25 protein-coding genes and 1 pseudogene are annotated in these 26,134 nt (G+C 72.6%); 11 read left to right on the top strand and 15 right to left on the bottom strand.

Annotation, left to right across the window (positions count from 1 at the left end; genetic code table 11):
• Nucleotides 1–8: 8 nt before the first annotated feature.
• Both CXR44_RS41995 and CXR44_RS41990 read right to left on the bottom strand, forming a co-directional pair.
• On the bottom strand, nucleotides 9–167 hold the full coding sequence (locus CXR44_RS41995; RefSeq protein ID WP_342748603.1) for a hypothetical protein: 159 nt from the start codon (nucleotides 165–167) through the stop codon (nucleotides 9–11).
• 370 nt (nucleotides 168–537) lie between these two features.
• Nucleotides 538–651: pseudogene (locus CXR44_RS41990) on the bottom strand (TetR/AcrR family transcriptional regulator); the annotation flags it as partial.
• Between the two features lie 79 nt (nucleotides 652–730).
• Between CXR44_RS41990 and CXR44_RS26015 the strand changes: the two are divergent.
• Complete coding sequence (locus CXR44_RS26015) at nucleotides 731–1,918, top strand: MFS transporter (protein ID WP_245899411.1); 1,188 nt, start codon at nucleotides 731–733, stop codon at nucleotides 1,916–1,918.
• A 16-nt stretch (nucleotides 1,919–1,934) separates the two neighbouring features.
• Here the strand turns inward: CXR44_RS26015 and CXR44_RS26010 are convergent, their stop codons facing one another.
• The 3 genes from CXR44_RS26010 to CXR44_RS26000 form a co-directional block, all read right to left on the bottom strand.
• Nucleotides 1,935–3,125 (bottom strand): MFS transporter, encoded by a 1,191-nt coding sequence (locus CXR44_RS26010; protein WP_101788745.1) that lies wholly within the window; start codon nucleotides 3,123–3,125, stop codon nucleotides 1,935–1,937.
• Between the two features lie 77 nt (nucleotides 3,126–3,202).
• On the bottom strand, nucleotides 3,203–3,778 hold the full coding sequence (locus tag CXR44_RS26005) for a TetR/AcrR family transcriptional regulator (protein ID WP_101788744.1): 576 nt from the start codon (nucleotides 3,776–3,778) through the stop codon (nucleotides 3,203–3,205).
• Between the two features lie 42 nt (nucleotides 3,779–3,820).
• A complete protein-coding gene (locus CXR44_RS26000) occupies nucleotides 3,821–4,270 on the bottom strand; it encodes an RrF2 family transcriptional regulator (RefSeq protein ID WP_101788743.1) in 450 nt (149 codons plus the stop codon).
• A 234-nt stretch (nucleotides 4,271–4,504) separates the two neighbouring features.
• Here CXR44_RS26000 and CXR44_RS25995 point away from each other — a divergent pair, with 234 nt between their 5' ends.
• Nucleotides 4,505–5,683: an ROK family transcriptional regulator gene (locus CXR44_RS25995; protein WP_101788922.1), complete on the top strand. Its 1,179-nt coding sequence runs from the start codon at nucleotides 4,505–4,507 to the stop codon at nucleotides 5,681–5,683.
• Nucleotides 5,684–5,693: 10 nt separating this feature from the next.
• Here the strand turns inward: CXR44_RS25995 and CXR44_RS25990 are convergent, their stop codons facing one another.
• From CXR44_RS25990 to CXR44_RS25975, 4 genes are all read right to left on the bottom strand, one after another.
• On the bottom strand, nucleotides 5,694–7,133 hold the full coding sequence (locus CXR44_RS25990) for a glycoside hydrolase family 3 protein (protein ID WP_101788742.1): 1,440 nt from the start codon (nucleotides 7,131–7,133) through the stop codon (nucleotides 5,694–5,696).
• A gap of 110 nt (nucleotides 7,134–7,243) precedes the next feature.
• A complete protein-coding gene (locus CXR44_RS25985) occupies nucleotides 7,244–8,095 on the bottom strand; it encodes a carbohydrate ABC transporter permease (RefSeq protein ID WP_101788741.1) in 852 nt (283 codons plus the stop codon).
• Entirely contained in the window at nucleotides 8,092–9,102 is a 1,011-nt protein-coding gene (locus CXR44_RS25980) for a carbohydrate ABC transporter permease (protein WP_101788740.1), read from the bottom strand. The genes CXR44_RS25985 and CXR44_RS25980 overlap by 4 nt, the downstream gene beginning before the upstream one ends.
• Before the next feature lie 2 nt (nucleotides 9,103–9,104).
• Nucleotides 9,105–10,424: an extracellular solute-binding protein gene (locus CXR44_RS25975; RefSeq protein ID WP_101788739.1), complete on the bottom strand. Its 1,320-nt coding sequence runs from the start codon at nucleotides 10,422–10,424 to the stop codon at nucleotides 9,105–9,107.
• 167 nt (nucleotides 10,425–10,591) lie between these two features.
• Between CXR44_RS25975 and CXR44_RS25970 the strand changes: the two genes are divergently transcribed.
• From CXR44_RS25970 to CXR44_RS25935, 7 genes are all read left to right on the top strand, one after another.
• Entirely contained in the window at nucleotides 10,592–11,824 is a 1,233-nt protein-coding gene (locus CXR44_RS25970) for an ROK family transcriptional regulator (RefSeq protein ID WP_101788738.1), read from the top strand.
• A 149-nt stretch (nucleotides 11,825–11,973) separates the two neighbouring features.
• On the top strand, nucleotides 11,974–12,624 hold the full coding sequence (locus tag CXR44_RS25965) for a M15 family metallopeptidase (RefSeq protein WP_101788737.1): 651 nt from the start codon (nucleotides 11,974–11,976) through the stop codon (nucleotides 12,622–12,624).
• Between the two features lie 142 nt (nucleotides 12,625–12,766).
• Complete coding sequence (locus CXR44_RS25960) at nucleotides 12,767–13,243, top strand: cation:proton antiporter regulatory subunit (protein ID WP_101788736.1); 477 nt, start codon at nucleotides 12,767–12,769, stop codon at nucleotides 13,241–13,243.
• Nucleotides 13,244–13,247: 4 nt separating this feature from the next.
• Complete coding sequence (locus tag CXR44_RS25955; RefSeq protein WP_101788735.1) at nucleotides 13,248–14,396, top strand: cation:proton antiporter; 1,149 nt, start codon at nucleotides 13,248–13,250, stop codon at nucleotides 14,394–14,396.
• A gap of 404 nt (nucleotides 14,397–14,800) precedes the next feature.
• Nucleotides 14,801–15,877 carry a carboxylate-amine ligase gene (locus tag CXR44_RS25945; RefSeq protein ID WP_245899410.1) on the top strand — a complete coding sequence of 359 codons (1,077 nt, stop codon included), beginning with the start codon at nucleotides 14,801–14,803 and terminating at the stop codon, nucleotides 15,875–15,877.
• Between the two features lie 103 nt (nucleotides 15,878–15,980).
• Nucleotides 15,981–16,739 (top strand): IclR family transcriptional regulator, encoded by a 759-nt coding sequence (locus CXR44_RS25940; RefSeq protein WP_101788733.1) that lies wholly within the window; start codon nucleotides 15,981–15,983, stop codon nucleotides 16,737–16,739.
• A gap of 99 nt (nucleotides 16,740–16,838) precedes the next feature.
• Entirely contained in the window at nucleotides 16,839–17,711 is an 873-nt protein-coding gene (locus CXR44_RS25935; RefSeq protein WP_101788732.1) for an SMP-30/gluconolactonase/LRE family protein, read from the top strand.
• 49 nt (nucleotides 17,712–17,760) lie between these two features.
• On the opposite strand, the gene CXR44_RS25930 is transcribed toward CXR44_RS25935, so the two are convergent.
• Nucleotides 17,761–18,711: a zinc-dependent alcohol dehydrogenase gene (locus CXR44_RS25930; protein ID WP_180903706.1), complete on the bottom strand. Its 951-nt coding sequence runs from the start codon at nucleotides 18,709–18,711 to the stop codon at nucleotides 17,761–17,763.
• Nucleotides 18,708–19,550 (bottom strand): fumarylacetoacetate hydrolase family protein, encoded by an 843-nt coding sequence (locus tag CXR44_RS25925; RefSeq protein WP_101788730.1) that lies wholly within the window; start codon nucleotides 19,548–19,550, stop codon nucleotides 18,708–18,710. Before CXR44_RS25925 ends, CXR44_RS25930 begins: the two co-directional genes overlap by 4 nt.
• A 260-nt stretch (nucleotides 19,551–19,810) precedes the next feature.
• On the opposite strand from CXR44_RS25925, the gene CXR44_RS25920 reads away from it, so the two are divergent.
• Entirely contained in the window at nucleotides 19,811–20,908 is a 1,098-nt protein-coding gene (locus CXR44_RS25920; protein ID WP_180903705.1) for an alanine racemase, read from the top strand.
• A gap of 46 nt (nucleotides 20,909–20,954) precedes the next feature.
• Nucleotides 20,955–21,719, top strand: a complete 765-nt coding sequence (locus tag CXR44_RS25915) for an SDR family NAD(P)-dependent oxidoreductase (RefSeq protein WP_101788728.1) — start codon at nucleotides 20,955–20,957, stop codon at nucleotides 21,717–21,719.
• 50 nt (nucleotides 21,720–21,769) lie between these two features.
• Here the strand turns inward: CXR44_RS25915 and CXR44_RS25910 are convergent, their stop codons facing one another.
• From CXR44_RS25910 to melA, 4 genes are read right to left on the bottom strand one after another with little or no spacing between them, the layout of a single operon-like run.
• Entirely contained in the window at nucleotides 21,770–22,588 is an 819-nt protein-coding gene (locus CXR44_RS25910; RefSeq protein ID WP_219601995.1) for a carbohydrate ABC transporter permease, read from the bottom strand.
• A complete protein-coding gene (locus tag CXR44_RS25905) occupies nucleotides 22,585–23,514 on the bottom strand; it encodes a carbohydrate ABC transporter permease (protein WP_101788727.1) in 930 nt (309 codons plus the stop codon). The genes CXR44_RS25910 and CXR44_RS25905 overlap by 4 nt, the downstream gene beginning before the upstream one ends.
• Nucleotides 23,511–24,800 (bottom strand): ABC transporter substrate-binding protein, encoded by a 1,290-nt coding sequence (locus CXR44_RS25900; RefSeq protein WP_101788726.1) that lies wholly within the window; start codon nucleotides 24,798–24,800, stop codon nucleotides 23,511–23,513. Before CXR44_RS25900 ends, CXR44_RS25905 begins: the two co-directional genes overlap by 4 nt.
• Entirely contained in the window at nucleotides 24,797–26,086 is a 1,290-nt protein-coding gene (gene melA, locus CXR44_RS25895) for an alpha-glucosidase/alpha-galactosidase (RefSeq protein ID WP_101788725.1), read from the bottom strand. The genes CXR44_RS25900 and melA overlap by 4 nt, the downstream gene beginning before the upstream one ends.
• Nucleotides 26,087–26,134 lie beyond the last annotated feature (48 nt).

The following is a 26,134-nucleotide window of genomic DNA, read 5'->3' as shown; positions in this document are numbered from 1 at the left end:
AAACCCGCTCAGCCGGCCGCCTCCGCCGAGGTCACCCCGGGGCCGGGCAGGGAGCGCTCAGCCGGTCGGCCCGAGCACGCGGCGATCCACTCGTCCACCAGGATGGCGAGCCGGTCGAGGGCCGTCTCGACCCGCTCGCGGTCGCCGGTGATCAGGTAGTCGCTCATCAGTCCCGTGTACGTGGAGCTGGTCAGCGTGGAGACGTCCAGGGCGTCGGCCTCCGGCACCCCGCGCTCGCGCAGGAACGGCGGCCACGAGCGCCGACCGGCCGGCCCGCAGCCGGGGCACGTTGCCCACGAGTCGTCCCCCGGCCGCCAGCCCCTCGATCTCGTGCACCAGGCGGACGATCGGCAGGTTCTCCTCGCGGAGCTGCCATTCCCACGTCCGCCGGATGATCGCGCCCACGCTGCTGGAGCCGTCCCGGCCGGGCAGCGCGCGCAGCCATGCGCGGTGCCGCTCGTCCAGGCGTTCCAGCGTGGCCGACAGCAGCTCCTCCTTGTCGGCGAAGTGGTGGGTGAGCACACGGGTGGACCTGCCGAGGTGCTCGGCCAGCGGCCGCAAGGACAGGGCCGACAGGCCGTGAGCCGCGAGACAGTCGATGATCTGGTCGAGCAGCTCGGCTCGGCGTCGCGGATCGGCGGTACTGGCCATCCGAAATCCCTTTGACGTCATAAGGGTGACAACTGTTGCCTTATCCGGCCGACGACTGTCACCCGACGAAGGGAGTGCCGTGTCCGTCTCCGCCGAGGTGAGGCCCCGGCTGCCCGCATGGCTGTGGGCCCTGGCGTTCACCACGTTCACCTTCGCCACCGACGACTACATGATCGCCGGCATCCTGCCGGCCCTGTCGGGCGACCTCGGCGTCACCGAGGCCGCCGCCGGGCAGCTCGTGACCGGCTTCTCACTCACGTTCGCCCTGGCCGCTCCGGTGGCCTCGGTGGTGACCGCCTCCTGGCCGCGCCGCAGGCTGCTCACTGCCGCGCTGTCGTTGTTCGTGGTGGCGAACGTCGCGGCCGCGTTCACCACCAGCTATCCCGTGCTGATGGGCCTGCGTGTGCTGGCCGCGCTGGCCGCCGCGTCCGTGGTGCCCGCCGCTTACGCCGTCGCCGCCCAGCGGGCGCCCGACGGGCGGCAGGGGCGCTACATGGCGCTGGTGATGGGCGGGCTCACCGGCTCGCTCGTGCTCGGCGTGCCGATCGGCACCTGGGTCGGCGGCGTGCTGGGCTGGCAGGCCACGTTCGGTCTGGGTGGCCTGCTCGGGGCGGTGTCGCTGGTGGCGGTCCGCGCGACCCTGCCCGGCCGGGAGCCCGGCCTCCCCGAGGGGGCACGGCCTCGCGTCTCGCTCCGGCCGCTGGCCTCCGCGCCCGTGGTGCTCGGGCTGCTGGGCATCGTGGCCAGCGTGACAGGCAGCATGATGCTGCTGACCTACCTCGCGCCGTTCCTGCGGGACCTCGCCGGCGCCGGGCCGGCCGAGCTGGGGTGGGTGTTCGTCATGGCGGGAGCGGCCGGATTCGTCGGTGGGCAGCTCGGCGGACGCGCCGCCGACCGGTGGGGCGCCGACCGGGCGCTGCTCGCCGGCGTCGGGGGGTTCACCGCGGTGATGGGCGCCCTCACCGTCTGCTGGTGGCTGCGGCCCCTGGCGCTGGTGGCGCTGCTGCCGCCGCTGCTCGTGTGGGCGGCCGTCTCCTGGTGGATGCCGCCGCCCGCCCAGACCCGCCTGCTGGCGCTGGCCGGCCCTGCGGGGCCGCAGGCTCTGGCGCTGAACAGCAGCGCCGTCTACGTCGGCGTGTCGGCCGGCGGGGTCGCGGGCGGGATCGTGCTCGAGATGTACGGCAGCGGCGTCCTCCCCGCCGCGGCGGCCGTGGTCGAGCTGGCAGCCCTGGCTCTGTTCTGGACCGCCGGCCGCCTCCGCCCGTGACCGCTTCCGCATCAGGTCAGGCCGTCACGGTGGCCGGGGCCGCCCTCGCCGCCCTGCGGTCCCGGAGCCAGGCGAGGCAGCTCATCAGGATGCCCGCCGCGGTCACCGCCGCCCCGCCGAGGTAGACGGACGGCAGGCCGAGCCCGCCGTCGATGATCCGGCCGCCGAGCCAGGCCGCGAACGCCGCCGCGAGCTGGTAGGCGGAGGCGTTCACGGCCATGGCGAGCGTCGGCGCGGAAGCGGCGGTGGCGAGCACCCGGGCCTGCATCCCTGGGACGACGGAGAACCCGAGCGCGCCGAGCACGAAAACCATGATCGCGCCCAGCACCGTGCCGCCGCCGGCCAGGCCCATCAGCAGCAGCGCCCCGGCGAGCAGTGCGAGCAGGCCCACCTGTGACGGCATCGGCGCCCGGTCGGCCAGCCGCCCCCCGGCGAGGTTGCCCACGGCGGCGCCCACGCCGTACACCAGCAGCAGCACGGCGATCGTGCCGGGCGCGAACCCGGACAGGCCGGTGAGCAGGGGCGCGAAGTAGGTGAACACCATGAGCAGCCCCGCGTTGCCGACGGCGGTGACCGCGATGGCGATCTGCACGTCCCGGCTGCGGAACACTCCCAGCTCGGCCACGGCCGAGGTGGCGGGCGTCGCGTCGCGGACGTCCGGCACGAGCCGGAGCACCAGCGCGAGACCCAGGGCGCAGCACGCGGCGACCGCGGCGAAGGTGGCGCGCCAGCCGAGACCGTCGCCGATGAAGGTGCCCAGGGGCGCGCCGAGGATCATCGACAGGTTCATCCCGAAGGCCAGCTTGGACACCGTGGACGCCTGCCTGCCGGGCGGGGCGGTCGAGGCCGCGATGACGATCGCGTTGGCGAAGAACGTGGCGGTCACCAGGGCGGTGACGACCCGGGCCGCGAAGAGCACGGAGTAGGCCGGTGCCAGCGCCGACGCCGCGTTGCCCAGGACGGCGATGCCGAGGAGGGCCAGGATGAGCGGCCGGCGCGGGAACCGGGCCGTCAGCGCGGTCACCACCGGGCCGCCCACGATCATCCCGAGCGCGTACGCCGTCACGAGCAGGCCCGCGGCCGGGATCGAGACGGTGAGGTCACCGGCGATGTCCGGCAGGATTCCCGCCACGACGAACTCGCCGGTCGTGATGCCGAAGACGCACACCATCAGAGCCGGGACGGTACCCGGGCCACTCGTGCGCATGGAGCTCACCCCAAATTCTTGATGGACCAGTACAAAATATGGGCCGAAAAAAGCCGGCGGGCACGCGGCGCCGCCGGTCACAGGGCGGAGATCGCGCCCTCCACCACGTCCAGCAGGGCATCCCGGTCGTCGGTGACCTTGGCCAGCGTGCGCAGGCCGTAGTAGGTGCTCTGGAGGGTGCGCGCCACCTGCCGGGGCGGGCGGCCGGCGGGCAGCTCGCCCGTGCTCTGGCCGACGGCCACCAGGTCGGTGAACAGCTGTTCGAGGTCGGCGAACTGCCGGCGGAGCAGGGCCGCCACCTCCTCGCTGCGGCCGCCGGCTTCGGTCGCGGCGTTGAGCGCGAGGCAGCCGCGCCGGCCGGGATCGGTCAGGTCGGCGTCGATCACGGCCAGCATGAGGGCCCGCAGCCGTTCCCGGACCGGAAGGTCCTCGTCGAGGACGGCGAGCTGCGCGCCCGCCCTGGCCCCGTAGTGGCGGATCGACTCCGCGTACAGGCGGTGTTTGCTGCCGAAGGCGTTGTAGAGGCTGCCGCGGCCGAGCCCGGTGCGCGTGCACAGGTCTTCGGTCGTGGTGGCCTCATATCCCTTCTCCCAGAACACGTCCATGGCGGCGTCCAGCACCGTCTGGTCGTCGAACTCCCGAGGCCTGCCCACGAGACGAAGCTAGCCCGTTTTGTATGGCTCGGTCAAGAACCGTCAGTCCCAGGCGGCGGGGTCGGCGGCGAGCTGGCGGACGCGCTCGGGCAGCTCACCGTTCGCCACCTGCTCCAGGGTGACCTCCTCCAGGATGGACCGCTCGGTGGCCCGCAGCGCGATCCACACCTGCTGCAGCGACTCCGCCGGACCGCGATAGCCGACGTGCTCGGGACGCTCGCCGCGGACGTTGGCCAGCGGCCCGTCGACGGCCCTGATCACGTCGGCCAGGGAGATCTCCCCGGCCGGCCTGGCCAGCACGTAGCCGCCCTCCGGTCCGCGCTGGCCGCGTACGAGACCGGCCCGGCGCATCTGCAGCAGGATGTTCTCCAGGTACTTGGGCGGCATGTCCTGCTCCTTGGCGAGCTCGCCCACGGTGGTCGGGCCGGCACCGGCTGCGGCGAGTTCGGCGGCGGCACGGAGGGCGTAGTCGACACGAGCGGAAAGGCGCATGTTGTCGATTATCCCTCCTGGTCAACAGTGGTTCGGCTGCCGGGTGGCGGGTCGGGGGCCATGATCCGCCCGCGGCCTGCGCGGACGCGACGAAGGTCGTTTCGCCCGGGTTTGCGGCGAGCCGCGGGTGGGAGCGATACCAGCCCCGGTACGCAGGGGAAAGCCGGCACTGATCGACGCCAGGAGGAGCGCTAAACTGCCAACAACCTTTTCGATCAGACGGTGGGATTCAGCGTGGAGCGACGCCCTGGTGTGCCCAGACTGCTCAGGGAGATCAACGACCGGGCCGCGCTGGAGTTGCTGCTCGCCACCGGCCCGATGACGCGCGGCCAGATCGGCGAGCTGACCGGCCTGTCGAAGGTCACCGCCTCCCAGACGCTCGCCAGGCTGGAGGAGCGCGGGCTGGTCCAGGTGGTCGGCACCCAGGCGGGAGGCCGCGGCCCCAGCGCCGCCCTCTACTCGGTCGTGCCGTCCAGCGCCTACGTGGCCGGGCTGGAGGTGGGGCCGGGCCTGGTCTCGGCGGCGGTCGCCGACATCAACGGGCGCACGGTGGCAGAGGTGACGTTCGACCCCAACGGCCACGACGACCTCGTCCCCGTCATCCACGCCGCGATCATGAAGGCGTGCCGCAGCGCCAAGCTCGGCGTCGCCAGGCTGCGCGGCGTGGTGATCGGCACGCCCGGCGTGGTCGACCCGCGCACCGGAGACGTCCGCTACGCCTTCGACCTGCCGGGCTGGCACGAGGGCAGCCACGAGGCGCTGGCCGGCGACCTCAAGCGTGCGGTGACCATCGAGAACGACGTCAACCTGGCCGCCGTCGCCGAGCGCACCGACGGGGCGGCCAAGGGCGTCGACGACTTCGTGCTGCTGTGGGCCAGCCGCGGCCTCGGCCTCGCCGTCATGCTCGGCGGCAAACTGCACCGCGGCCGGTCGGGCAGCGCGGGGGAGATCGGCTATCTGGCGGTCCCGGGCGTGCCGCTGCCCGAGGAGATCCGCACCGCGCCCGGCCGGCTGCCCTCGCTGGCGGGCGGGCTGCAGTCGCTGGTCAGCGCCGAGGCGGTGACCGAGCTGGCCCGAGCCCACGGCTTCGCGGCCGGCACCGCGGGGGAGTGCGTGCAGCTGGCCGTCGCCGCCGGCGAGCAGGGCGAGCCGATGCTCGACGAGCTGGCCCAGCGGCTGGCGCTGGGCGTGGCGGCCGTGTGCGTGATCCTCGACCCCGGCCTGGTCGTGCTCGGCGGCGAGGTGGGGCACGCGGGCGGGCGGGCGCTCACCTCCCGCGTGGAGGAGGCCGTCGCCCGCATCTCCCCGGTACGGCCCGAGGTGGCCACCAGCACCGTGGAGGGCAATCCCGTGCTGCGCGGCGCCGTGCTGGCCGCCCTCCACGAGGCGCGGGAGGAGCTCTTCAGCTCCTGACCCGCGCCGCTCAGACGGCCAGCAGCTCCATCGCGGCCTGGGCGTTCGCGCGGGCCGCGCCGTACGTGGCGATGTAGGCGGCGCCGCCCGGCCGCCAGACCGGCAGCCCCATCTCGACCACGATCGCGTCCGGCCGGGCGGTGACCAGCTCCGAGACCAGTGCCCGGCTGTCGGCGTAGCGGTGCGCGTCCTTGACGACCACCAGCAGCGAGCGGTCCACGGCGCGGCCCAGCAGGTCGGCGGCGCTCGCCTCGGCCGGCCGGACCCGGACGACCTCCGCCTGCGGAAGCCACGGCGCGACCCCCCACGGCACGTCGCCGACCGCGATCGTGGGTGGCGTGTCGAGCTCGACGACCAGCGGGTCCTTCAGCGGTCCCGGCGACCCGTCGAGCCGCACCGCGCGCCGCGCGGCGTCCAGCCCGACCGTGACCGGCTCGGCGGGCGCGCCCGCCCGCGACCCCGACCAGAGGCGCAGCGCCTGCGTGCGGGCCGCGGCCTCCTCCAGGCGGGCGGCCGCCAGCCTGCCGTCGCGTACCGCGGCCACGATCTCGGCGATGATCCGCTCGACGTCGTCCGGGCCGGGCTTGGGCCCCAGGCACAGCAGGTCGGCGCCCGCCGCCAGCGACAGCACCGCTCCGCCCGCCAGGCCGACCCCGTCGGTGATGGCCTGCATGTCGAGCGCGTCGGAGATCACCACCCCGCGGTAGCCGAGGTCGTCGCGCAGCAGACCGGTGATCGCGGCGGGGGAGAGCGTCGCCGGCCGGTCACCGGTCAGCACCGGCACCGCCACGTGCGCCGTCATGATCGACTTCGTGCCGGCGGCGATCGCCGCCTGGAACGGCACGAGCTCCCTCGAGCGCAGCACGTCCAGCGGCACGTCCACGACGGGGACCGCCAGGTGGGAGTCGACCGTGGTCGCGCCGTGGCCCGGGAAGTGCTTGACGCAGGCCGCCACGCCCATCGCCTGCAACCCCTCGACGGCGGCCATCGTGTGCCGGGCGACCAGCGCGGGGTCGTCGCCGAACGCCCGGGTGCCGATCACGGGGTTGTCCGCGGCGGTGTTGACGTCGGCGTCCGGCGCCATGTCCAGGGTCACCCCGCAGGCGGCCAGCTCCGACCCGATCGCCCGGTAGACGCGGCGGGTCAGCCCGGTGTCGTCCACGGCGCCGAGGGCGGCATTGCCCGGATAGGGGCTGCCCACGTGGTAGGCGAGCCGGGTGACGTCGCCGCCCTCCTCGTCCAGGGAGATGACGGGGTCGCCGGCCGCCCGCAGCGCCGCGGTGAGCGCGCCCAGGGCGGCGGGCTCGCCGACGTTGAAGCCGAAGAGCGTGACGCCGCCGAGGCCGTCCTCCAGCCCTCTCAGCACCCAGTCCGGCGCGCTCGTCCCGCCGAAGGCGGCGAGCAGCGTGCCGGCCGCGAGACGCCGCAGCCCCCGATCGCTGTGACCCATGACTCCTCATCACGTGCAGGGCAGGCCGTGGACACGGCCGGCGCGGGAGGCGCCGGCCGTGCGCGGCCCGCGTCGAAGGAACGGGCCGGACGGCCCGCGCGTGGGAAAGGTCAGCCCTTGACGGCCCCGGCCACCAGGCCGGAGACCATGCGGCGCTGCACCACCAGGAAGAAGGCGATGACCGGCAGTGTCATCAGCGTCGAGGTGGCCATGATGGCGCCCCAGTCGGTGCCGCGCTGCCCGAAGAAGAACTGCAACGCCACCGGCATGGTGTAGCCGGCGGTGTCCTTCATCAGCACCAGGGCGAAGATCAGATCGTTCCATGCGGTGATGAACGAGAAGATGCTCGTCGCCACGAGGCCGGGCGCCACCAGCGGGAAGAGCACCTTCCAGAACGTGGTGAACCGGGTCGCCCCGTCGATCCAGGCCGCCTCCTCCAGCGACCTGGGCACCGCGGCGACGAACGTGCGCAGCATCCAGATGCCGAACGGCAGGGTGAGGCCCACCTGGATGACGATGAGGCCGAGCAGCTGGTCGTACAGGCCGAGCCGCCGGACGTTCAGGAACAGCGGGATGAGCAGCGCCTCGCAGGGGATCATCTGCACGACCAGCAGCGTGATGAGGAAGCTGGTGCGCCCCTTGAACCGGAACCGCGCCACCGCCGTCGCCGCCAGCAGGGCGAACAGCGACCCGACGAGCACGGTGCCGAGCGCCACGACGGCGCTGTTGCGCATGTAGACCCAGATGGAGTTGCCCGCCACGCCGTCGGTGAGCACCTTGGTGACGTGCTCGAAGGTGAAGTGGGTGGGGAAGGGGATGAAGTCCGTGGTGAAGATCTGGTCGTTGGCCTTGAACGAGGTCGAGACCATCCAGTAGACGGGGAAGATCGCGAACAGGAAGACCAGGACGCCGGCCCCGTTCAGCGCGATCCGGGTGAGCCGCTTGCGGGCCAGGGGGGTCATGTGAGGTCCTCCTGCTTGACCATCTGGCGGGTGTAGACGGCGGTGACGAGGAGCAGGATGACCGTCAGCACCACCGCGATCGCCGCGCCCGTCCCCATCTTCGGGGGCGCCTTGAACGCCTCGGCGAAGGAGAAGAGCGACAGGTTGAACGCCTCGCGGTTGGTCGGCCCGTTGAGGAGCACGTAGAGCTGGCTGAACACCTTGAAGTCCCAGATGATCGACAGGACGGTCAGCACCGCGAAGACCGGCCTGAGCAACGGGACGGTGATCTTCCGGAACGTGTGCCACGCGCCCGCGCCATCGACCCGCGCCGCCTCGTACAGCTCGGCCGGGATGCCCTTCAGCCCCGCGAGCACCGACACCGCGACGAACGGGAACGACGCCCAGACCACGGTGAGCACGAGCACCACGTAGACGGACCAGGCGTCGTTGAGCCACGGCTCGCCCGTCCAGTCGGCGCGGCCGAGGACCAGGGTGGACAGCCCGTCGGGCAGCAGGTTGAGCGCCCAGTTGATGATGCCCGCCTCGGCGTCGAACAGCCAGCGCCAGATCGTGCCCTGCGCCACCGGCGGGACGGCCCACGCGCACATGATCCCGATGACCACGAAGGTGGACATGCCCCTGCCGAGCCGCTGCAGCAGCACGCCCACCGCGGTGCCGACCGCGAGCGTGAGCGTCACGGTGACGGCGGCGAAGACGACCGTGTTGCGGAGCGAGGACCAGAAGACGTCGTTGCCGAACACCTGGGTGTAGTTGTCCAGCCCCACCCACTCCGGCTCCGCGACGCCGCGGATCACCCGGAGGTTGATGTTCTGGAACGACATCACGAACATCTGGATCATCGGGTAGAGCAGCAGGCCCGCGATGACCACGATCCCCGGTACGAGGAGCAGGTACGGCAGGGCCCAGGGCGGCAGGCCGCCGCGCCGGCCCCTGCGCGGGCCACGGCGTCGCCGGGGGGCGGAGGTGCCGGCTCCGCCCCTGGCCAGCGTTGGGGTGTTCGTCATGGTCACGACTGGTTGAGGATGTCTTCGAGTTCCTTGTTGGCCTTGGCGAGCGCCTCGTCCGCCGTGGCCTTGCTCTCGATCACCGAGCGGGCGGCGTTCTGCAGGACCGCCTTGGTCTCGTTGGCCTCGGTCCACTGCGGGTCGGCCGGGAACGCCTTGGCCTTGGCGAAGGCCGCGGCGAACGGCGCCTGGGCCGGGTCCTTGGCCAGCTCCATGAGCGTGTCGGGGTAGACGGGCAGCAGGCCGCCGTCCAGGGCGTACCGGTCGGCCCACTTCTTGGAGGTGGCCAGCTTCACGAACTCGGTGGCGAGCTCCTTGTTCTTGGCGTCGTTCCAGACGGCGATGTCGTTGCCGCCGAAGAAGGCCGGGGTCTCACCGCCCGCCTTGGCCGGCAGCGGGAAGAACGCCATCGCGTCGTCCTTGATCTTGCCCTTGCTCTCCTCCTTGATGGTGGCGATGTCCCACGACGCGGTGAGGTACATGCCGACCTTGCCGTTGGAGAAGCGGGTGCGGATGTCGGTGGTGTTCTGCGTCAGGCGCGACTTGCTGGACGCGCCCGAGGTCACGATGCCCGTGTACGTCTCGAAGCCGGTCTTGAAGGCCGGGTCGGTCAGTTTGCCGACCCACTTGTCGCCCTCCTTGACCGCGTACTCGCCGCCCTCCGACCAGGCCAGCGCGCCGAGCAGGTGGTTGGCGTCGGAACCGCCGTTGAAGGCGAAGCCGTCGACGTCCTTGCCCTTCTCGTCCTGGATCTTCTTGGCGGCGGCCAGCACCTCGTCCCAGGTCTTCGGCACCTCGATCTTGAGGTCCTCGAACCAGTCCTTGCGGTACATGACCGCGCGGGTGCCGGCGCCCCACGGCATGGCGTAGATCTCGCCGTCGATGGTCTCCAGGCCGAAGAGGTTCTTGGGGATCTGGGCGTGCTCGCCGGAGGTGGTGATCGTGGTCACCGGCGCGAGGGCGTCCTGGCTCTGCCAGAGCGGCACCTGGTCGTTGCCGATCTCCGTCACGTCGGGGCCCTCGCCGCCCGCCGCGGCGGCGGTGAACTTGTCGTTGACCTGCGGCCACGGGATCCACTCGACCTTGGCGTCGGCGCCGGTCTGCGTCTTGAACGCGGCGACGAGGTCGTTCATGTACTTCTGGGACGGCTCGTTGGGGTCGCCGAGACGCCAGACGGTGAGGCTCTGGCCCGCGTGCTTGGGCCCGGAGGCCGCGGTGGACGCCTGCGGGTTGCTCGTGTCCGGCTCGTCGCCGCTGGAGCCGCAGGCGGCCAGGCCCAGGGCCAAGGCGGCCGTGGTGACCGAGATCGTCGCGATCCTCACTAGGGTTCTCCCTTCCCGGCTGTTAAGCGTGGGGGGTTGCGCTCGTCGGGTGCAAGGCCTGTGGTCCGCACCAGGCTGATCGTCAGGGTTGAATGGTGCTAAACTAACAAGAAACTTTCTTAAAAGAAACTGGCGTTAGCGGATCGTGACGAGAGGGGAGAGCGCCCGTGACACGGAACCCGGGTGTCCCGAGGCTGCTGCGCCGGTTGAACGACCGCTCGGCGCTGGAGCTGCTGCTGTCGGAGGGGCCGCTCACCCGGGCCGAGCTGGGCGCGCGCACCGGCCTGTCCAAGGTGACCGCCGGACAGCTCCTGTCCCGGCTGGAGGAGCGCGGCCTCGTCGAGGTGGCGGGCGAGCGGGCCGGCGGGCGCGGCCCCAACGCCGCCCTGTACGGCGTGGTGCCCTCCAGCGCGCACGTCGCCGGCCTGGAGGTGCTGCCCGACGCGATCACCGTGGGCGTCGCCGACATCACCGGCCGGGTGGTCGTCGAGATCGTCGTGGACCCGGCCGGCCACGCCGACCCGGTCGCCGCCGTGCACGAGGCCGTGCGCCGGGCGTGCGCCTCGGCCGACATCACCATCTCGCGGCTGCGCTCGTTCGTCATCGGCACGCGCGGCGTGGTGGACCCGGGCACCGGCGACGTGCGCTTCTCCTACGACCTGCCCGCCTGGCACACCGGCGTGCTCGCCAGCCTGCGCCGAACGCTCGACGCGTCGGTCACCATCGAGAACGACGTCAACCTCGTCGCGCTGGCCGAGCACCGCTACGGCGCCGCGGCCGGCCAGGACGACTTCGTGGTCGTCTGGGCCGGCGTGGGGCAGGGGCTCGGCGTCATGCTCGGCGGGCGGCTGCACCGGGGCATCAGCGGCGGCGCGGGCGAGATCGGCTGGCTGCCGGTGCCCGGCGAGCCGCTTCCCGCCGACGTCAGCCGGCCGCAGTCGGGCTCGTACCAGCGGCTCATCGGGCACGATGCGGTGGTACGGCTCGCCGCCGAGCACGCCCTGACCTCGGGCGTGGCCGCAGACGGCGCGTCCGAGGCCGGCGCGCCGTTGATCGGCCCGCTCGGAGGCGGTCCGGCGGGCGGCTCGGCCGCCGAGCTGGTCGGCGCGGCCGTCGCCGGGGGCTGCGGCGGGTTCCTCGACGCGCTCGCCGCCCGCCTGGCCGTGGCCGTCGCCGCCGTCACCGTCGTCCTCGACCCCGGCCTCGTCGTCCTCGCGGGCGACATCGGCCGGGCCGGCGGCGCCGAGCTGGCCGGCCGGGTGGAGCAGGCGGTGGCCAAGGTGTGCCCCGGCCGGCCGAGCGTCGTCACCACGGGCCTGACGGGGAACCCCGTGCTGCGCGGAGCCCTGGTGGCCGCGCTGGAGCAGGCCCGGGAGCAGGTGTTCTCCGACACCGTCTGAAGCCCGCCGCGCCGGCACCCGCCACCGGTCGCCGGCGCCGGAGCACCGCCGCCCGCCACCGGTCGCCGGCGCCGGAGCACCGCCGCCCGCCACCGGTCGCCGGCGCCGGAGCACCGCCGCCTGCGACGGTTGTGGGAGAATGTCTGCACATGTGGCATCCTCCCGGCGACATCGTGCTGATCTCCGACGCTCGCGTGGCGGCGATCCCCGTCCACGAGAGCGGCGAGCCCCTGGTCGACGTGCGAGGAAGGCTCCGGGTGCGGCCCGGCGACCGGGACGGCGACCACGCCCACGTGCGTGCCGGCCTGCTCGCCCGCCTCGAACGCGCCGAGCGCAGCCTGCCCGGCGGCTACCACCTGCTCATCGTGGAGGGCTACCGCTCGATCGCCGACCAGCGGGCGATCTTCGACGGCTACCGGGCCGAGCTGGCCGCCCGCTTCCCCGGCCTGGACGCCGCCGAGCTCACCGCCGCCACCAGCAGGTACGTCTCGCCCGTCGAGATCGCGCCGCACACCGCCGGCGCCGCGGTGGACCTCACCCTGTGCGCGCCCGACGGCACCGAGTACGACATGGGCACCGCCGTCGACGACACCCCGGAGCAGAGCGAGGGCGCCTGCTACACGGCCGCACCGGGCCTGTCCGACACCGCCCGCGAGCACCGCAAGATCCTCGCCGCGGCGTTGGAGCCCGCCGGCCTGGTCAACTACCCGACGGAATGGTGGCACTGGTCCTACGGCGACCGCTACTGGGCCTACACCACCGGCGCCTCCCACGCCACCTACGGCCCCGCCACCCTCTGAGCCCGGCTCCCGGCGGGGCCTCGCGAACAGCCGTCCTCTGAGCCCGGCTCCTGATGGGACCTTGCGAACAGCCGACCACGCGGTTACGCCGGATTGATCCTCGCGGCCGTCCCCGGGCGCGGCCGGGCGCGATGATGGTCACATGGACGTCAACGAGGTGCTCCTGCCCGGTGTCGGGCTGCGCTACGAGTTCACCAACCACGAGGGCGAGCGCATCGGCGTGGTGGCCCTGCGCTCGGGTGACTTCGAGGTGGTGGTCTACGGCGACGACCCCGACGAGGCCAGGCCGGTCTTCCGGCTCAACGAGGACGAGGCCGAGGCGCTGGCCCAGATCCTCGGCGCGCCGCGGATCGCCGAGCGTTTCGCGGACCTGAGCAGGGAGGTGCCCGGACTGAGCTCCGGCTGGGTGCGCATCCCCGAGGGCTCACCCTTCGCCGGTCGCCTGCTGGGGGAGACGCGGGCCCGCACCCGCACCGGCGCGTCCGTGGTGGCGATCGTGCGCGACGACGAGGTCGTCGCCTCGCCGGGCCCCGACCGGCTCCTGCGTTCCGGCGACGTCCTCGTGGTGATCGGCACCGACGAGGGCATCGCGGGCGTGAACCGGATCCTGCAGGGCTGACCGCGTGCACGTCTCCGTCGCCCTGCTGCTCGAACTCGGCCTCGTCCTGGCCGTCCTCAGCCTGCTGGGCACGCTGGCCCGCCGCCTCACCCTCTCGCCCATCCCCCTCTACCTGCTGGTCGGCCTGGCCCTCGGCGAGGGGTCGGTCCTGCCGCTGCCCGCCGCGGGGGAGTTCGTCGGCGCCGCGGCCACCATCGGCCTCGTCCTGCTGCTGCTGGCGCTCGGGCTGGAGTTCTCCATCGCCGAGTTCACCGTCGGGATGCGCCGCCACGTCCCGTCGGCGGGCGTGGACTTCGTGCTGAACGCGCTGCCCGGCGCGGCCGCGGGCCTGCTGCTCGGCCTGGACGCCGTCGGGGTTCTCGCCCTGGCCGGCGCCACGTTCGTCTCCTCCTCCGGCATCATCGCCCGGCTGCTCGCCGACCTGCGGCGGCTGGGCAACCGGGAGACCTCCGCCGTGCTGTCGGTGCTGGTCCTGGAGGACTTCGCGATGGCCGCCTTCCTGCCGGTGCTGGCCGTGCTGGCCTCGGGCGGCACCTGGTGGCAGGCGGTCGCCGGCGTGCTCATCGCGGTCGGCGCGGTGCTGGCCGCCTTCGTCGCCTCCTACCGGTGGGGACACCACATCGGCAGGCTCGTCTCCCACCCCGACGCCGAACAGCTCATGCTGCGCCTGCTCGGCATCACCCTCGTCGTGGCCGCCCTGGCCGAGTACGTGCACGCGTCGGCCGCCGTCGGCGCCTTCCTCGTCGGGCTCACCCTCACCGGCGAGACGGCCGAGCGCGGGCGGGCCGTCATCGCGCCGCTGCGCGACCTGTTCGCCGCCGTGTTCTTCGTCGCCATCGGCCTGTCGGTCGACCCGGCCGAACTGCCGCCGGTGCTGCCGGCCGCCCTGGCCCTGGCCGTGGTCACCGCCTTCACCAAGGTACTCACCGGCCGCTACGCCGCCTCCCGCGACGGGGTCGGCCGCCGAGGCAGGCTCCGGGCGGGCACCGCCCTGATCGCGCGGGGTGAGTTCTCCATCGTCATCGTCGGACTGGCCGGGGTCGGCCAGCCGATCCTGGCGCCCCTGGTGGCGGCCTACGTGTTCCTGCTGGCCACCGCCGGGCCGTTCATCACCCGCTTCACCGGCACGACCTCTGCCCGGCCAGCTGTTTGATCTACATCGTAAAGGCGTGGTGGGCACGAGTGACTACGACGTGTTCCTCGCCGACTGTCCCGCCCGCAGCACGCTGGAACTCATCGCCGGCACCTGGTCGGTGGTCGTGGTGTTCGGGCTGGGCCGCGGCCCGCACCGCTACAGTGACCCGCGCGACCGGATCGGCGGGATCCGGACGGAATCCGCCCCGTGCGGCGGGTGGGCCCTTCCGTGCCGGCCGTCATGGAGGGGTGGAAGACACGCAAGGGTGCAGGAGCGCGGGCCCGCGGCTGCCGTAAACGGCGGGTTTTGCTGCCCCGCGGAGAGCAGTTGTGCGCGGGGAGGGCCAGTTCCCGCGGGCGCACGGAGGGGCACAAACCGTACGGATGCTCCCTGACTACCCTGCGAGGTGGTTCGTGGTTCCGATGATCGGGATTGAAGAGGAGTACCTCGTCGTCGATCCCCGCACCCGCCACGTCGTCCCCCGGGCCGCCGACGTCCTGGCCGCGGCGACCGACGTCCTGGACGTGGAGCAGGAGGTGACGCGCTTCCAGATCGAAGCCCGTACGGCGCCCTCCCCGGACCTCGGCGAGCTGGGCGCGAGTCTGCGACTGGCGCGCAAGGAGGTGGCGGGCGCGGCCCGCTCGTGCGGGCTGGCCGTCGTCGCGAGCGGCATCCCCGTGCTCGGGGACGTGATGCGGCCGCCGCTCAGCGACGACGTCCGCTACCGGCAGGGCCGGGTGCTCTACCGCGCCCTCCAGGACGAGATCAGCATCTGCGCCCTCCACGTGCACGTGGACGTGCCCGACGAGGAACACGCCGTCTACGTCGGCAACCACCTGCGCCCCTGGCTGCCCACCCTGATCGCGCTCGCCGCCAACTCCCCGTTCTTCGTCGGCCGGGACACCGGCTACGCCTCGTGGCGGGTGATCAGCTGGGGACGCTGGCCGGTGTCCGGCGCGCCGCCGTACTTCCCGTCCTTCGCCGACTACGAGGGGGCGCTGCGGGCGCTGACGGAGTCGGGCGCGCTGATGGACGCGAAGACGGTGTACTGGGACGCGCGTCCGTCACCCCGGCTGCCGACCGTGGAGGTGCGGGTCGCCGACGTCCCGCTCGACGTCAGCGACAGCCTCACCCTCATCGGGCTGATCCGCGCCCTGGTGGTGACGGCGCTGGCGGACGTGGCCAGGGGAGATCGAGGGCTGCCCATCCCGACGGAGGTGCTCCGCGCCGCCTACTGGCGGGCCGCCCGTGACGGGCTGGCGGGCGACAGCCTGGACGTCCGCTCGGGCACGCTCGTGCCGGCCCCGGTGATGGCGCGCCGTCTCCTCCAGCACGTACGGAGGGCGCTCGCGGACGCGGGCGACCTGGGCTTCGTGGAGGAGGGGCTGGACCGGCTGCTCGGCAGAGGGTCGGGCGCCATGCGCCAACGCCGGACACACGCCCGCCACGGCGACCTGGCGGGGGTGGTGGACGACCTCATCGAGGCGACCGTGGCCTGACCCGCGCGGCCGCTGACATCGCTCCTCCACGCCGCCATCCGAGTGGCCTTATTCCGTCCAACGCTATAGCATTCCATAGCTCGGAATAAATCGAGGAGGCCTTGTGAGCGGCACGCAGTCGCCGGTGACCAGTGTCGATCGCGCCCTGCTGATCCTGCAGGAGATCGGCAGACACAGCAGGGGGATGACCATCGACGAGCTGGCCGCCCGGCTCGGCCTGCCGAAGAGCTCCCTGCACCGCCTGCTCGGCGCGCTCAAGCACCGTGGCTTCGCCGCGCAGCCCGAGCCCGGCGGGCCCTACTTCCTCGGCACGGAGATGCTGGCCACGGCGTTCCGGTTCTACGAGAACATGGACGTGCGCGCCGTGGTCCACCGGCTGTTGCTGCGGCTGAGCGAGGAGTTCGCCGAGACGGTGCACATGGCCACGCTCGACGGGGCCGAGGTGGTCTACCTCGACAAGGTGGAGACCGTGCGGGCGATCACCATGACGTCCGTGGTGGGCGGGCGCAACGCCGCCCACGCCACCGGCGTCGGCAAGGCGCTGCTGGCGTGGACCTACCCCACCGACGAGGCGATCAGGGCGTGGGCGGAGCGCCACACCCCGCTCGCCGCGCCCACCCGCGCCACCATCACCAACCCGGTGAAACTGGCCGCCCACCTGGCGCTGGTGCGCGAGCGCGGCTACGCCCTCGACCTCGAGGAGAACGAGCCGGGCGTGCGGTGCGTGGCCGCCCCGGTGTTCATGGGCAAGCCGACCCCCGTCGCCGCGGTGAGCGTGACGGCCCTGAAGGATCGGATGCCGCCGGCGCGCATGGAGGAGATCGGCGCGGCCCTGTGCAAGGCCGTCGCCGAGCAGTTCTGACCCGCGGCCCAAGGCGGCCGGTTTGTGGGAAACGTGTTCTGTATGACGGAATGAGGCTCACGTGGCGATCTCTTCTGCCGGCTCCCGTGCGAGGTCCCGATGACCAGGGTCTCCGCACCAGAGGCCGTCCCCGTGCCGGCGGCCCGGCTCGGCGAGGGGCCGCGCTGGGACGAGCGCACCGGCACGCTGCTGTGGGTGGACATCCCGGCGGGCCGGGTGCACCGCCTTGACCCGGCCGACGACTCGCACGGCGTCCTCGACGTCGGGCAGCCGGTCGGCGTGGCCGTCCCGCGCGCCGAGGGAGGGCTGGCGCTGGCCGTCCGTGACGGCTTCGCGCTGCTCGCCGGCGACGTGTGGGCGGCGCCCGCGGCCGTTCCCGAGGTCGTCGCGCCGGTGACCGCCGGCGAGCGGCCGGGCAACCGGATGAACGACGGGGCGTGCGACAGTGCCGGGCGGTTCTTCGCCGGCACCAAGGCCGAGGACGACACGCCGGGAGCCGGTGCCCTCTACCGGTTGGGACCCGGCCACCGGGCCGAGCGGGTGCTGGACGGCGTCACGGTCTCCAACGGCATCGCGTGGAGTCCCGACGAGCGGCTGTGCTACTACGTGGACACGCCCACCGGCCGGGTGGACGTCTTCGACTACGACCCGGGCAGCGGGCTGATCGCGGGACGCCGGACGTTCGCCGAGATCACGCGGGGGATGCCCGACGGCATCACCGTGGACGCGCACGGGCACGTGTGGGTCGGGCTGTGGGGTGGCGGCGCGGTGCTGCGGCTGCGCCCCGACGGCGGCGTCGACCTGACCGTGGACATTCCCGCCCGCAACGTCACGAGCTGCGCCTTCGGCGGGCCGGACCTGGACGTGCTGTACGTGACCACCGCGTGGGACGGCACGGGCGGTGGCGAGCTGCTGCGCTGCCGCACGTCCGTCGAGGGCCTGCCGTCCCATCCGTACCGCGACCACGCCTGACCGGCCGTGCGGCGAGCACGCCCGACCTGGCCCGGCCGGGCGCTCGGGGTCACGGGTGCCTCGACCCGGGTGCGAGCAGCGCCTTGACGGGGGTGGCGCGGCCGTTCATCAGCGCGGTGAAGATCTCGGCGCCCTCGGTGAGCGGGAAGGTCTCGACCCAGCTCAGGTCCCACCCGCCGACCAGGTCGACGGCCGTGGCGAAGTCGGCGCCTTGGTAGGCGAAGGAGCCGAGCACCCGCTTCTCGCCGCGGACGAGGTGGGCCGCGTCGAAGCCGGCGGTGCTGTCGGCCAGTCCCAGCCAGACCGCCACCCCGCCCGGGCGGAGGCAGGCCAGCGACTGCTCGTGGGTGGCGGCGGCCCCCACCGCGTCGAAGATCACGTCGTACTCGCCGGTCAGCTCGGGCCCGGCCGCGTCGGCGCCGAGCCGGGCCGCGATCTCGCGGCGGTCCGCGGACCGGTCGGCGACCTCGATCCGGGCGGCCCCACCGGACGCGGCGACCAGCATGCAGGTCAGGCCGATCGCTCCGGCGCCGATGACGCCGACCCGGGCGCCCTCGGGAGCGCCGGCCAGCGCCCAGGCGTGCACCGCGTTGGCCGCCGGCTCGACGACGCCGGCGGCCGTCCAGCCGAGCCCGCCGGGCAGCGTCACGAGCGTGTCCGCCGGCACGGCGACCCGCTCGGCGAACGCGCCGGGCGTGTGGACGCCGATGATGCGCCGCTCCCGGCAGACGTTGCGGCCGCCGAGCGCGCACAGGTCGCAGCGCCCGCAGGACAGGATCGGGTTGACCACGACGCGCGTGCCGTCGTCGGTGTGGCCGGCGAACTCGTGGCCCATCACCAGGGGCGGCACGCGGAAGCCGGGGTTGCGCACTCCGTGCAGCTCGCTGCCGCAGATGCCGGAGGCCGCCACGTGGACCAGCACCTCGCCGGGGCCCGGGACGGGTTCCGGCACCTCGCGCAGCTCGACGGTGCCGGGTGCGGTGAACACCAGAGCCTTCACCGGGAGGTCCCGGCCACGACGGGGTTGCGCAGGTCGCCGATGCCCTCGACGCTCACCTCGACGACGTCTCCGGGACGCAGCGAACGCCGCGGATCCATGAACTCGCCGCAGCCCCACGGGGTGCCGGTCAGCACCACGTCCCCCGGTTGGAGGGTGAAGGAGCGGGAGCAGAACGCCAGCAGCTCCGCCACACCGAAGATCATTTCGGCGGTGGTGGAGTCCTGCACGGTCTCGCCGTTGACGGTCGTGCGCAGCCGTAGCGCCTGCGGGTCGCCCAGCTCGTCGGGCGTCACGATGGCCGGGCCGAGGGGGCAGAAGGTGTCGAGGCTCTTGCCGCGCGTCCACTGTCCGTCGGCGAACTGCAGGTCGCGGGCGGACACGTCGTTGGCCACGGTGTAACCCGCCACGCCGGCCAGGGCCTGCGCCGGGCCGGCGTGCCGGAGCGGCGTGCCGATGACGGCGGCCAGCTCCACCTCCCAGTCGACGCGCTCGGTCAGCTCGCCGTCGATGACGATCGGGTCGCCGGGGCCGATCACGCTGGAGGGGAACTTGGCGAACATGAGCGGGCGGGCCGGTTTGTCCATGCCGGCCTCGCGGATGTGGTCCAGGTAGTTCAGGCCGATCGCGACGATCTTGCCCGGGCGCAGCGGGGCGAGAGGCACGGCGTCGGGCAGCGGCCCGACCGCGCCGCGGGCCGCGCGCAGCGTCTCCTGAGGGCCCGCTGCCAGCACCGTCTCCAGGGCCGTCCCGGCCGGGACGTCGAGGGCGTGCCAGAGCCCGTCCCTTTCCACGGCGGCGAGCCTGGCCCCGTCGCCCACGCGGACCGTACCTAGCCTCATTCCTGACTCCGTTCCGTATTGCGAAATGCTATTCTGAATACGCGCACAGAACATCACCCGCTCGCGGCGCCTGTCAAGACCGGATGGCGACTCGGGCCTCTGGGCGGTGCCGGTGTTGTCGCGTCCTCGCAGCTCAACGGCGCACCGTCACCGCCCAGGTAGCCGACCTGACGAGGGTTTCCGAAATGCGGAACGCTAGACCGTTGAGCGGAACAAATGCTAACTTCGAGCCGTATCCGCCGCGCGTCCGAGAGGACCTCATGTACCCCGAGCTGGACACCCCGGCCCTGCTGATCGACCTCGACGTGGTCCGCGCCAACGTGGCCGAGATGGCGGAGGTGGCCGCCACGCACGGCGTGGCGCTGCGCCCGCACATCAAGACCCACAAGATGCCCGAACTGGCCCGCCTGCAGCTGGAGGCCGGCGCGACCGGCGTCACCTGCGCCAAGCTCGGCGAGGCCGAGATCATGGCCGACGCCGGCATCGAGGACGTCCTGCTGGCCTATCCGGTCTGGGGTGAGCCCAAGCTGCGCCGCCTGGCCGCGCTGCGCGAGCGCGCCAAGGTGCGGGTCAGCCTCGACTCCCCGGACGTCGCCGCCGGCCTCGGCCGGCTCGGGCTGCGCACCGGCGCGCCCGTCGAGGTGCTGGTGGAGGTGGACACCGGCCAGCACCGGCTGGGCCGTCCGCCCGGCCGGCCCACCGCCGACCTGGTGGCCGAGATCGCCGCGATCCCCGGGATCGACGTCGTCGGGCTGCTCACCCTGGCCGGGCACGCCTACCACGCGCGCACGCCCGGCCACCTCGCCGAGATCTCCCGCCGCGAGGGGACCGACCTGGTCGCCACCGCCGAGCTGTGCGCGCGCGACGGCATCGACCTGCCCGTGATCAGCGTCGGCAGCACACCCACCGCCCGGCACGTCGCCGGGGTCGCCGGCGTGACCGAGATCAGGCCCGGCACGTACATCTTCAACGACACCGCGATGATCCGGCTCGGCGTCGCCACCGAGGAGACCGCGGCCTCCCGCGTGCTGACGACCGTCGTCGCCAGGCCGTCGCCGGACCGGGTCGTGTTCGACGCCGGCACCAAGTGCCTCAGCTCCGACGGGGCCGGCACGCCCGGCTGGATCCGCGCCGCCGGGCTGCCGTGGCTGCGGATGGACTTCCTCAACGAGGAGCACGCGGTCGCCCGCCTCGACCCGGAGCACGCCCGCTACGGCGAGCTTCCGGTCGGTACGCGGGTCCAGCTCATCCCCGGCCACGCCTGCTCCGTCACGAACCTCTTCGACGTCGCCCACGGTGTCGAGGGCGGCCGGGTCACCACCGAACTGCGCGTGGCCGCCCGCGGCGCCGTGCGCTGAGCCCCGGACGGGGCACCAGGCTGTCGAGAAGGAGAAAGGGATCGTCATGCGAGGACTGGTGGGCAAGCGGGTGCTGGTCAGCGGAGGCAGCAGCGGCATCGGGGCCGCCACCGCCCGGCGCTTCCTGGAGGAGGGGTCCCGGGTGGTGATCGGCGGGCTCGACCCCGCCGAGGTGGACCGGACGGTGACCGATTTGGCCCCCCTGGGCGAGATCAGCGGCCTGGCCGGCGACGTCAGCTCCGAGGCGGACGTGGAGAGCCTGGTCGGTGGCGCGGTCGCCGCCCTGGGCGGGCTCGACGTGCTGGTGAACAACGCCGGCATCGCCTGGCGGGAGCCGTTCCTCGACATCACCGCCGAGCACTGGGACACGATGATCTCGGTGAACCTGCGCGGCATGTTCCTGGTCGCCCAGGCCGTCGCCCGCCACCTGGTGGCGCAGGGCCGCGGCGGGGTGATCCTCAACATGTCCTCCACCAACGGGATCGGCGGCGAGGCCGACTACGCCCACTACAACGCCTCCAAGGGCGGCGTGCTGCTGCTGACCCGGACCATGGCGGTCGAACTCGGCCGGCACGGCATCCGGGTCAACGCGCTGTGTCCCGGCTACATCCGCACGCCGCTCAACTCCGCCATCGCCGCCACGCTGGACGGCGACTTCGTCTCGGCGTACGAGCGCGAGCACATCCCGCTCGGCCGGGCCGGGCTGGCCGAGGAGGTCGCCGCCGGGTACGCGTTCCTGGCCTCCGACGACGCGGCGTTCGTGCACGGCACCGAGCTGGTGATCGACGGCGGCCAGCTCGCCGTCATGTGACCCGCGCGCCGTCCGCGCCGCCCACGCGTGGGCGGCGCGGACGGCCGTGCTCAGCCCTTGACCGCGCCGGTCAGCGCCTGGATGAAGCGGCGCTGGCCGAACAGGAACACGCCGAGCACCGGCAGCGTCGTGAGCACCGTGCCCGCCATGACGGCGGGCCAGTCGGCCCGGTGCTGCCCCTGGAAGGTGGTCAGCCCCACCTGCACCGTGTACTTCTCCTCGGAGTTGATCACGACGAGCGGCCAGAACAGGTCGTTCCATGCCGTGATGAAGGTGATCACGGCCAGGGCCGCCAGGGCCGGTTTGGCCACCGGCAACACCACCCGGAAGAACACCGCGAACCTGGAGCAACCGTCGATCCGGCCGGCCTCCTCCAGCTCCCTGGGGAAGGACTGGAAGAACGACGTCATCAGGTAGATGCCGACCGCCGAGCTCAGCTGGGGCACGATCAGCGCGCCCAGGGTGTCGGTCAGCCCGGCCTCGTTGAAGATGAGGAACGTCGGGATCACGGTGAGCTGGAACGGGATCAGCGCCGTGGCGATGACCAGGACGAGCACGAGCCGGGAGCCGACGAAGCGGATGCGGGCGAAGGCGTACCCGGCCATCCCGCACAGCACCACCTGGGCCGCCACGATGGAGCCCGAGACCAGCACGCTGTTGAGGAACCAGCGCGGGAAGTCGGAACCCTCCAGCACGGTGCGGTAGCCGCCCAGGTCGACGGCCTCCGGCCAGATCGGCGGCGGGAAGCGGTTGAGCTCCGCCTGGCTCATCAGCGAGCTGAGCACCATCCACACGAACGGCAGCACGGTGACGATCGACATCGGGAGCAGCAGCAGGTGCCACCCGCTGGGCAGCAGACGACGTCTCACCGCATCGCCCCTCTCCGGCGGGCCACCAGCAGTCCGGTGACGACGAGCAGCAGCGTGCCGGCGAACAGCGTGTAGGCGACGGCCGCGCCGTAGCCCGCGGTGAAGTACGTGAAGGCGAGCTGCCAGATGTAGTAGACGATGGTGACGGTGGCGTTGGCCGGTCCGCCCTTGGTGGTCGTCATCACGAGGTCGAAGAACTGCAGCACGTCGATGACCCCCCAGATGGCGAGGAAGACCGTCATATGGCGGACCGACGGCACGATGACGTGCCGGAAGACGGCCCACCGGCCCGCCCCGTCGATGGCGGCCGCCTCCAGGATCTCCTTGTTGATCTCCTGCAGCGCCGCCAGGTAGATCACCACCGTGAACCCGAACCGGGTCCAGAAGAAGATCGCGGTCAGCACCAGCATGGCCTGCGACGGGCTGCTCAGCAGACCTTGGGCGGGCAGCCCCACCTTGACCAGCATGCCGTTGAGCAGCCCGAAGTCGCGGTCGAAGATGTAGCCCATGAGCAGCCCCGCCGAGGTGGCCGAGGCGATGTAGGGCACCAGGAAGCAGGTCCGGTAGAAGCCGATGCCGCGCACCCTGCGGTTCAGCAGCACCGCCACGAGCAGCCCCGCCGCCAGCGACGCCGGCAGGTAGCAGAACAGCAGCAGCCCCGTGTTGCGCAGCGCCTGGTGGAAGACCGGGTCGGCGACCAGGGCCCGGTAGTTGTCCAGGCCGACGTTGCGGCCGCTCGACATGAGGTCGGAGTCGGTGAAGGACAGGGCGAGCGCCCACACCATCGGGATCAGCGAGAAACCGAGGATGATCAGCGTCGCGGGGCCGGCGAACCCCCACCCGGTGAGGTTGTCGGCCAGCTTGCGCCGGTCCCGCGGCTGGGCCCGGCCGGTCGCCCGGCCGAGCGCCGGCGCGGTGCTCGTCATGATCCCGGTACGGCCAGCGCCGCGTCGGTCTTGGCCGCCGCCTCCGTCAGCGCCGCCCTGGCGTCGGCCTTGCCCAGCAGGGTCTTGGCGATGGCGTCGGCGACGAACGACGAGACGCGCGGATACTTGGTGGTCGGCGGCCGCACCCGTTTGGCGTTGGCCAGGTTGGCCGAGATGACGTCGATGCCGGGGTACTTCTTCAGGTAGTCCTGGTAGCCCGGCAGCTCGCTGATCGAGGCCCGGATCGGCAGCGACCCGGTGTCGGTCATCCACTGCAGTTGCTGCTCGGCGGCCGTCAGCCAGGCGAGGAAGGTGGCGGAGGCCCGCACCCGCCGCTCGTCGTGCTCGAAGACCACCCAGTTGTCGGGTCCGGAGATGGTCTCGTGGTTGCCGCCGGTGCCGGGGAGGGGGACGACGCCGTAGTCGAGCCCGGCGGCCTGCAGGTCGGGCAGCACCCAGGGGCCGGACATGAAGAACGCCAGCCGGCCCGACTCGAAGAGCTTCTGTCCCTTCTCCGCCGGGCTGGAGTCGAGATAGAGGGACTTATCCGTTATCGCCATGTCGCGCAGCAGGCCCAGCGCGCGCAGCCCGGCGTCGCCGTGGAAGGCCGCCTTCTTGCGGTCGGGGGTGAGGATGTCGCCGCCGGCCTGCCACAGCATCGGCCACAGCCCCCACACGGCCTCCTCGCTGCCGCTGATGGCCCAGGTGGCGCCGAAGACGCCGGCCTTGGCGTCGGTGGTCTTCCTGGCCATGGCGCGGAAGTCGTCCCAGGTCCAGTCGGGGCCTGGAGGTTCGAGCCCCGCCTCGGCCAGCAGCTTCGCGTTGTAGAGCACCACCATGTTGTCGACGACGGCGGGGAAGCCGATGACCTTGCCCTCGACGGTGACCGCCTCCCGCTCACTGGCCCAGAAGTCGTCCCAGCGGATGCCGGGGTCCTTGACGAACTCGGTGAGGTCGGCGGTCTTGGGGTTGCGTGCGATGTTGGGCGCCCACGAGCCGTACAGGTAGGCGATGTCGGGGTGGGCGTCCGAGGTCAGCGCCGCCGTGATCTTGGGCAGCATGCCGTCGGCCGTCACGCCGCCGGACGTGGTCTTCACCCTGATGTCCGGGTGGGTCTCGTTGAAGCGGGTGACGAGCTTCTCCACGGACTTGGCGGAGGCGTCCTCCTGGCCGTGCCACATGACGATCTCGACCGGGCCGCCCGCCTGCTCTTTCGCGCCGCCGCCGCAGCCCGCCGCCAGCAGGACTGTGGCGGCCACCGCCGCGGTCACGGTGCTGATTCTCATCGAATGCCCTCCGGAAGCAGGTCGCCGTGGGCGGCGATCATGTCGTCGACGAGGTCGTGGATCTGCTGGAGCGTGAGCGTGGCCGAGGTGTTGGGGTCGAGCATGGCGGCGTGGTAGACGTGGTCGCGGCGGCCCTCCAGGGCTGCCCGCACGGTCAGCTCGCCGACGTTCAGGAAGGTCTGGTTGAGCGCGGCGAGCTGCGGGGGCAGGGCTCCGACGCGGGTGGGCCGCATTCCGGCGCGGTCCACCAGGCAGGGCACCTCGACGCAGGCCCCGGCCGGCAGGTTGGCGATAAGGCCGTCGTTGCGGACGTTGCCGTGCACCACCCGGGGGGTGCCCGTCTCGATGGAGTGGATCACTTCCGAGGCCAGCTCCATGACGGGGGTGATCTCCACCCCCTGACCGGCCGCCAGGCGCGCCCGGGTCTCGGCGAAGGTGTCGAGGTTCTCCCGGGACCACTGCAGGTAGATCTCGACGGGGATGCGGTACCGCTCGACCTGGTCGTCGTGGCGCAGGAACCACGGCAGGTACTCGGAGCCGTGTTCGCTGGACTCGGTGGGGAAGTGGCCGAGGCGGCGGTACAGCTCCACCCGTACGGTCCTGCGCAGTTCGGGGTCGCGGGCGATGACCTCGTCCAGCACCGGGTAGAGGCTCTCGCCGCGGTGCTCGAAGCGCAGCACGAACGCCTGGTGATTGACGCCGGCGGTGACGTACGAGATCTCCTCCTCGGGCACGCCGACGAGGGAGGCGAGGCGGGCCTGGGTGTCGCGTACCGAGTGGCACAGGCCGACGACCCGCTGGAACGAGGTGCCCTCGTAGACGGCTCGCGGGATCATCGACATGGGGTTGGTGTAGGTGAGCAGCAGCGCGTGCGGCGCGAGTTCGGCCAGGTCCTCGCCGATGGCCACCATCACCGGGATGGTGCGCAGGGCGCGGAAGATGCCGCCGATGCCGAGCGTGTCACCGATCGTCTGGCGCAGGCCGTAGCGGCGGGGGATCTCGAAGTCGGTCTGGGTGGCGGCGTGACCGCCGACGGCGATCTCGTTGATGACGTAGTCGGCGCCGTCGAGCGCGGCACGCCGGTCGAGGCGGGCCTCCACCTTGGCGGGCCTGCCCAGCGCGCCGGCCATCCAGGTGGCCATCGCCTCGGCGGTCGCGAGGCGGTCGGGGTCGATGTCGTGCAGGACGAGGGTGGAATCCCCTAGTTCTGGAAAAGTCAGGATGTCCGAGAGGACGTTCTTGGTGAATTCGACGCTGCCGGCGCCGAGGAACACGATGCGTGCCATGGGGCTCTTCCCTTGTGGAGCACGGCGGGCGCGCGGCCCGCTGAACTG

The sequence above is a fragment of the Nonomuraea indica genome (genome assembly GCF_002850745.1).
Classification (GTDB): domain Bacteria; phylum Actinomycetota; class Actinomycetes; order Streptosporangiales; family Streptosporangiaceae; genus Nonomuraea; species Nonomuraea indica.
Note: the sequence above shows the minus strand (reverse complement) of the source record. Positions and strands in the feature narration are given on the sequence as shown.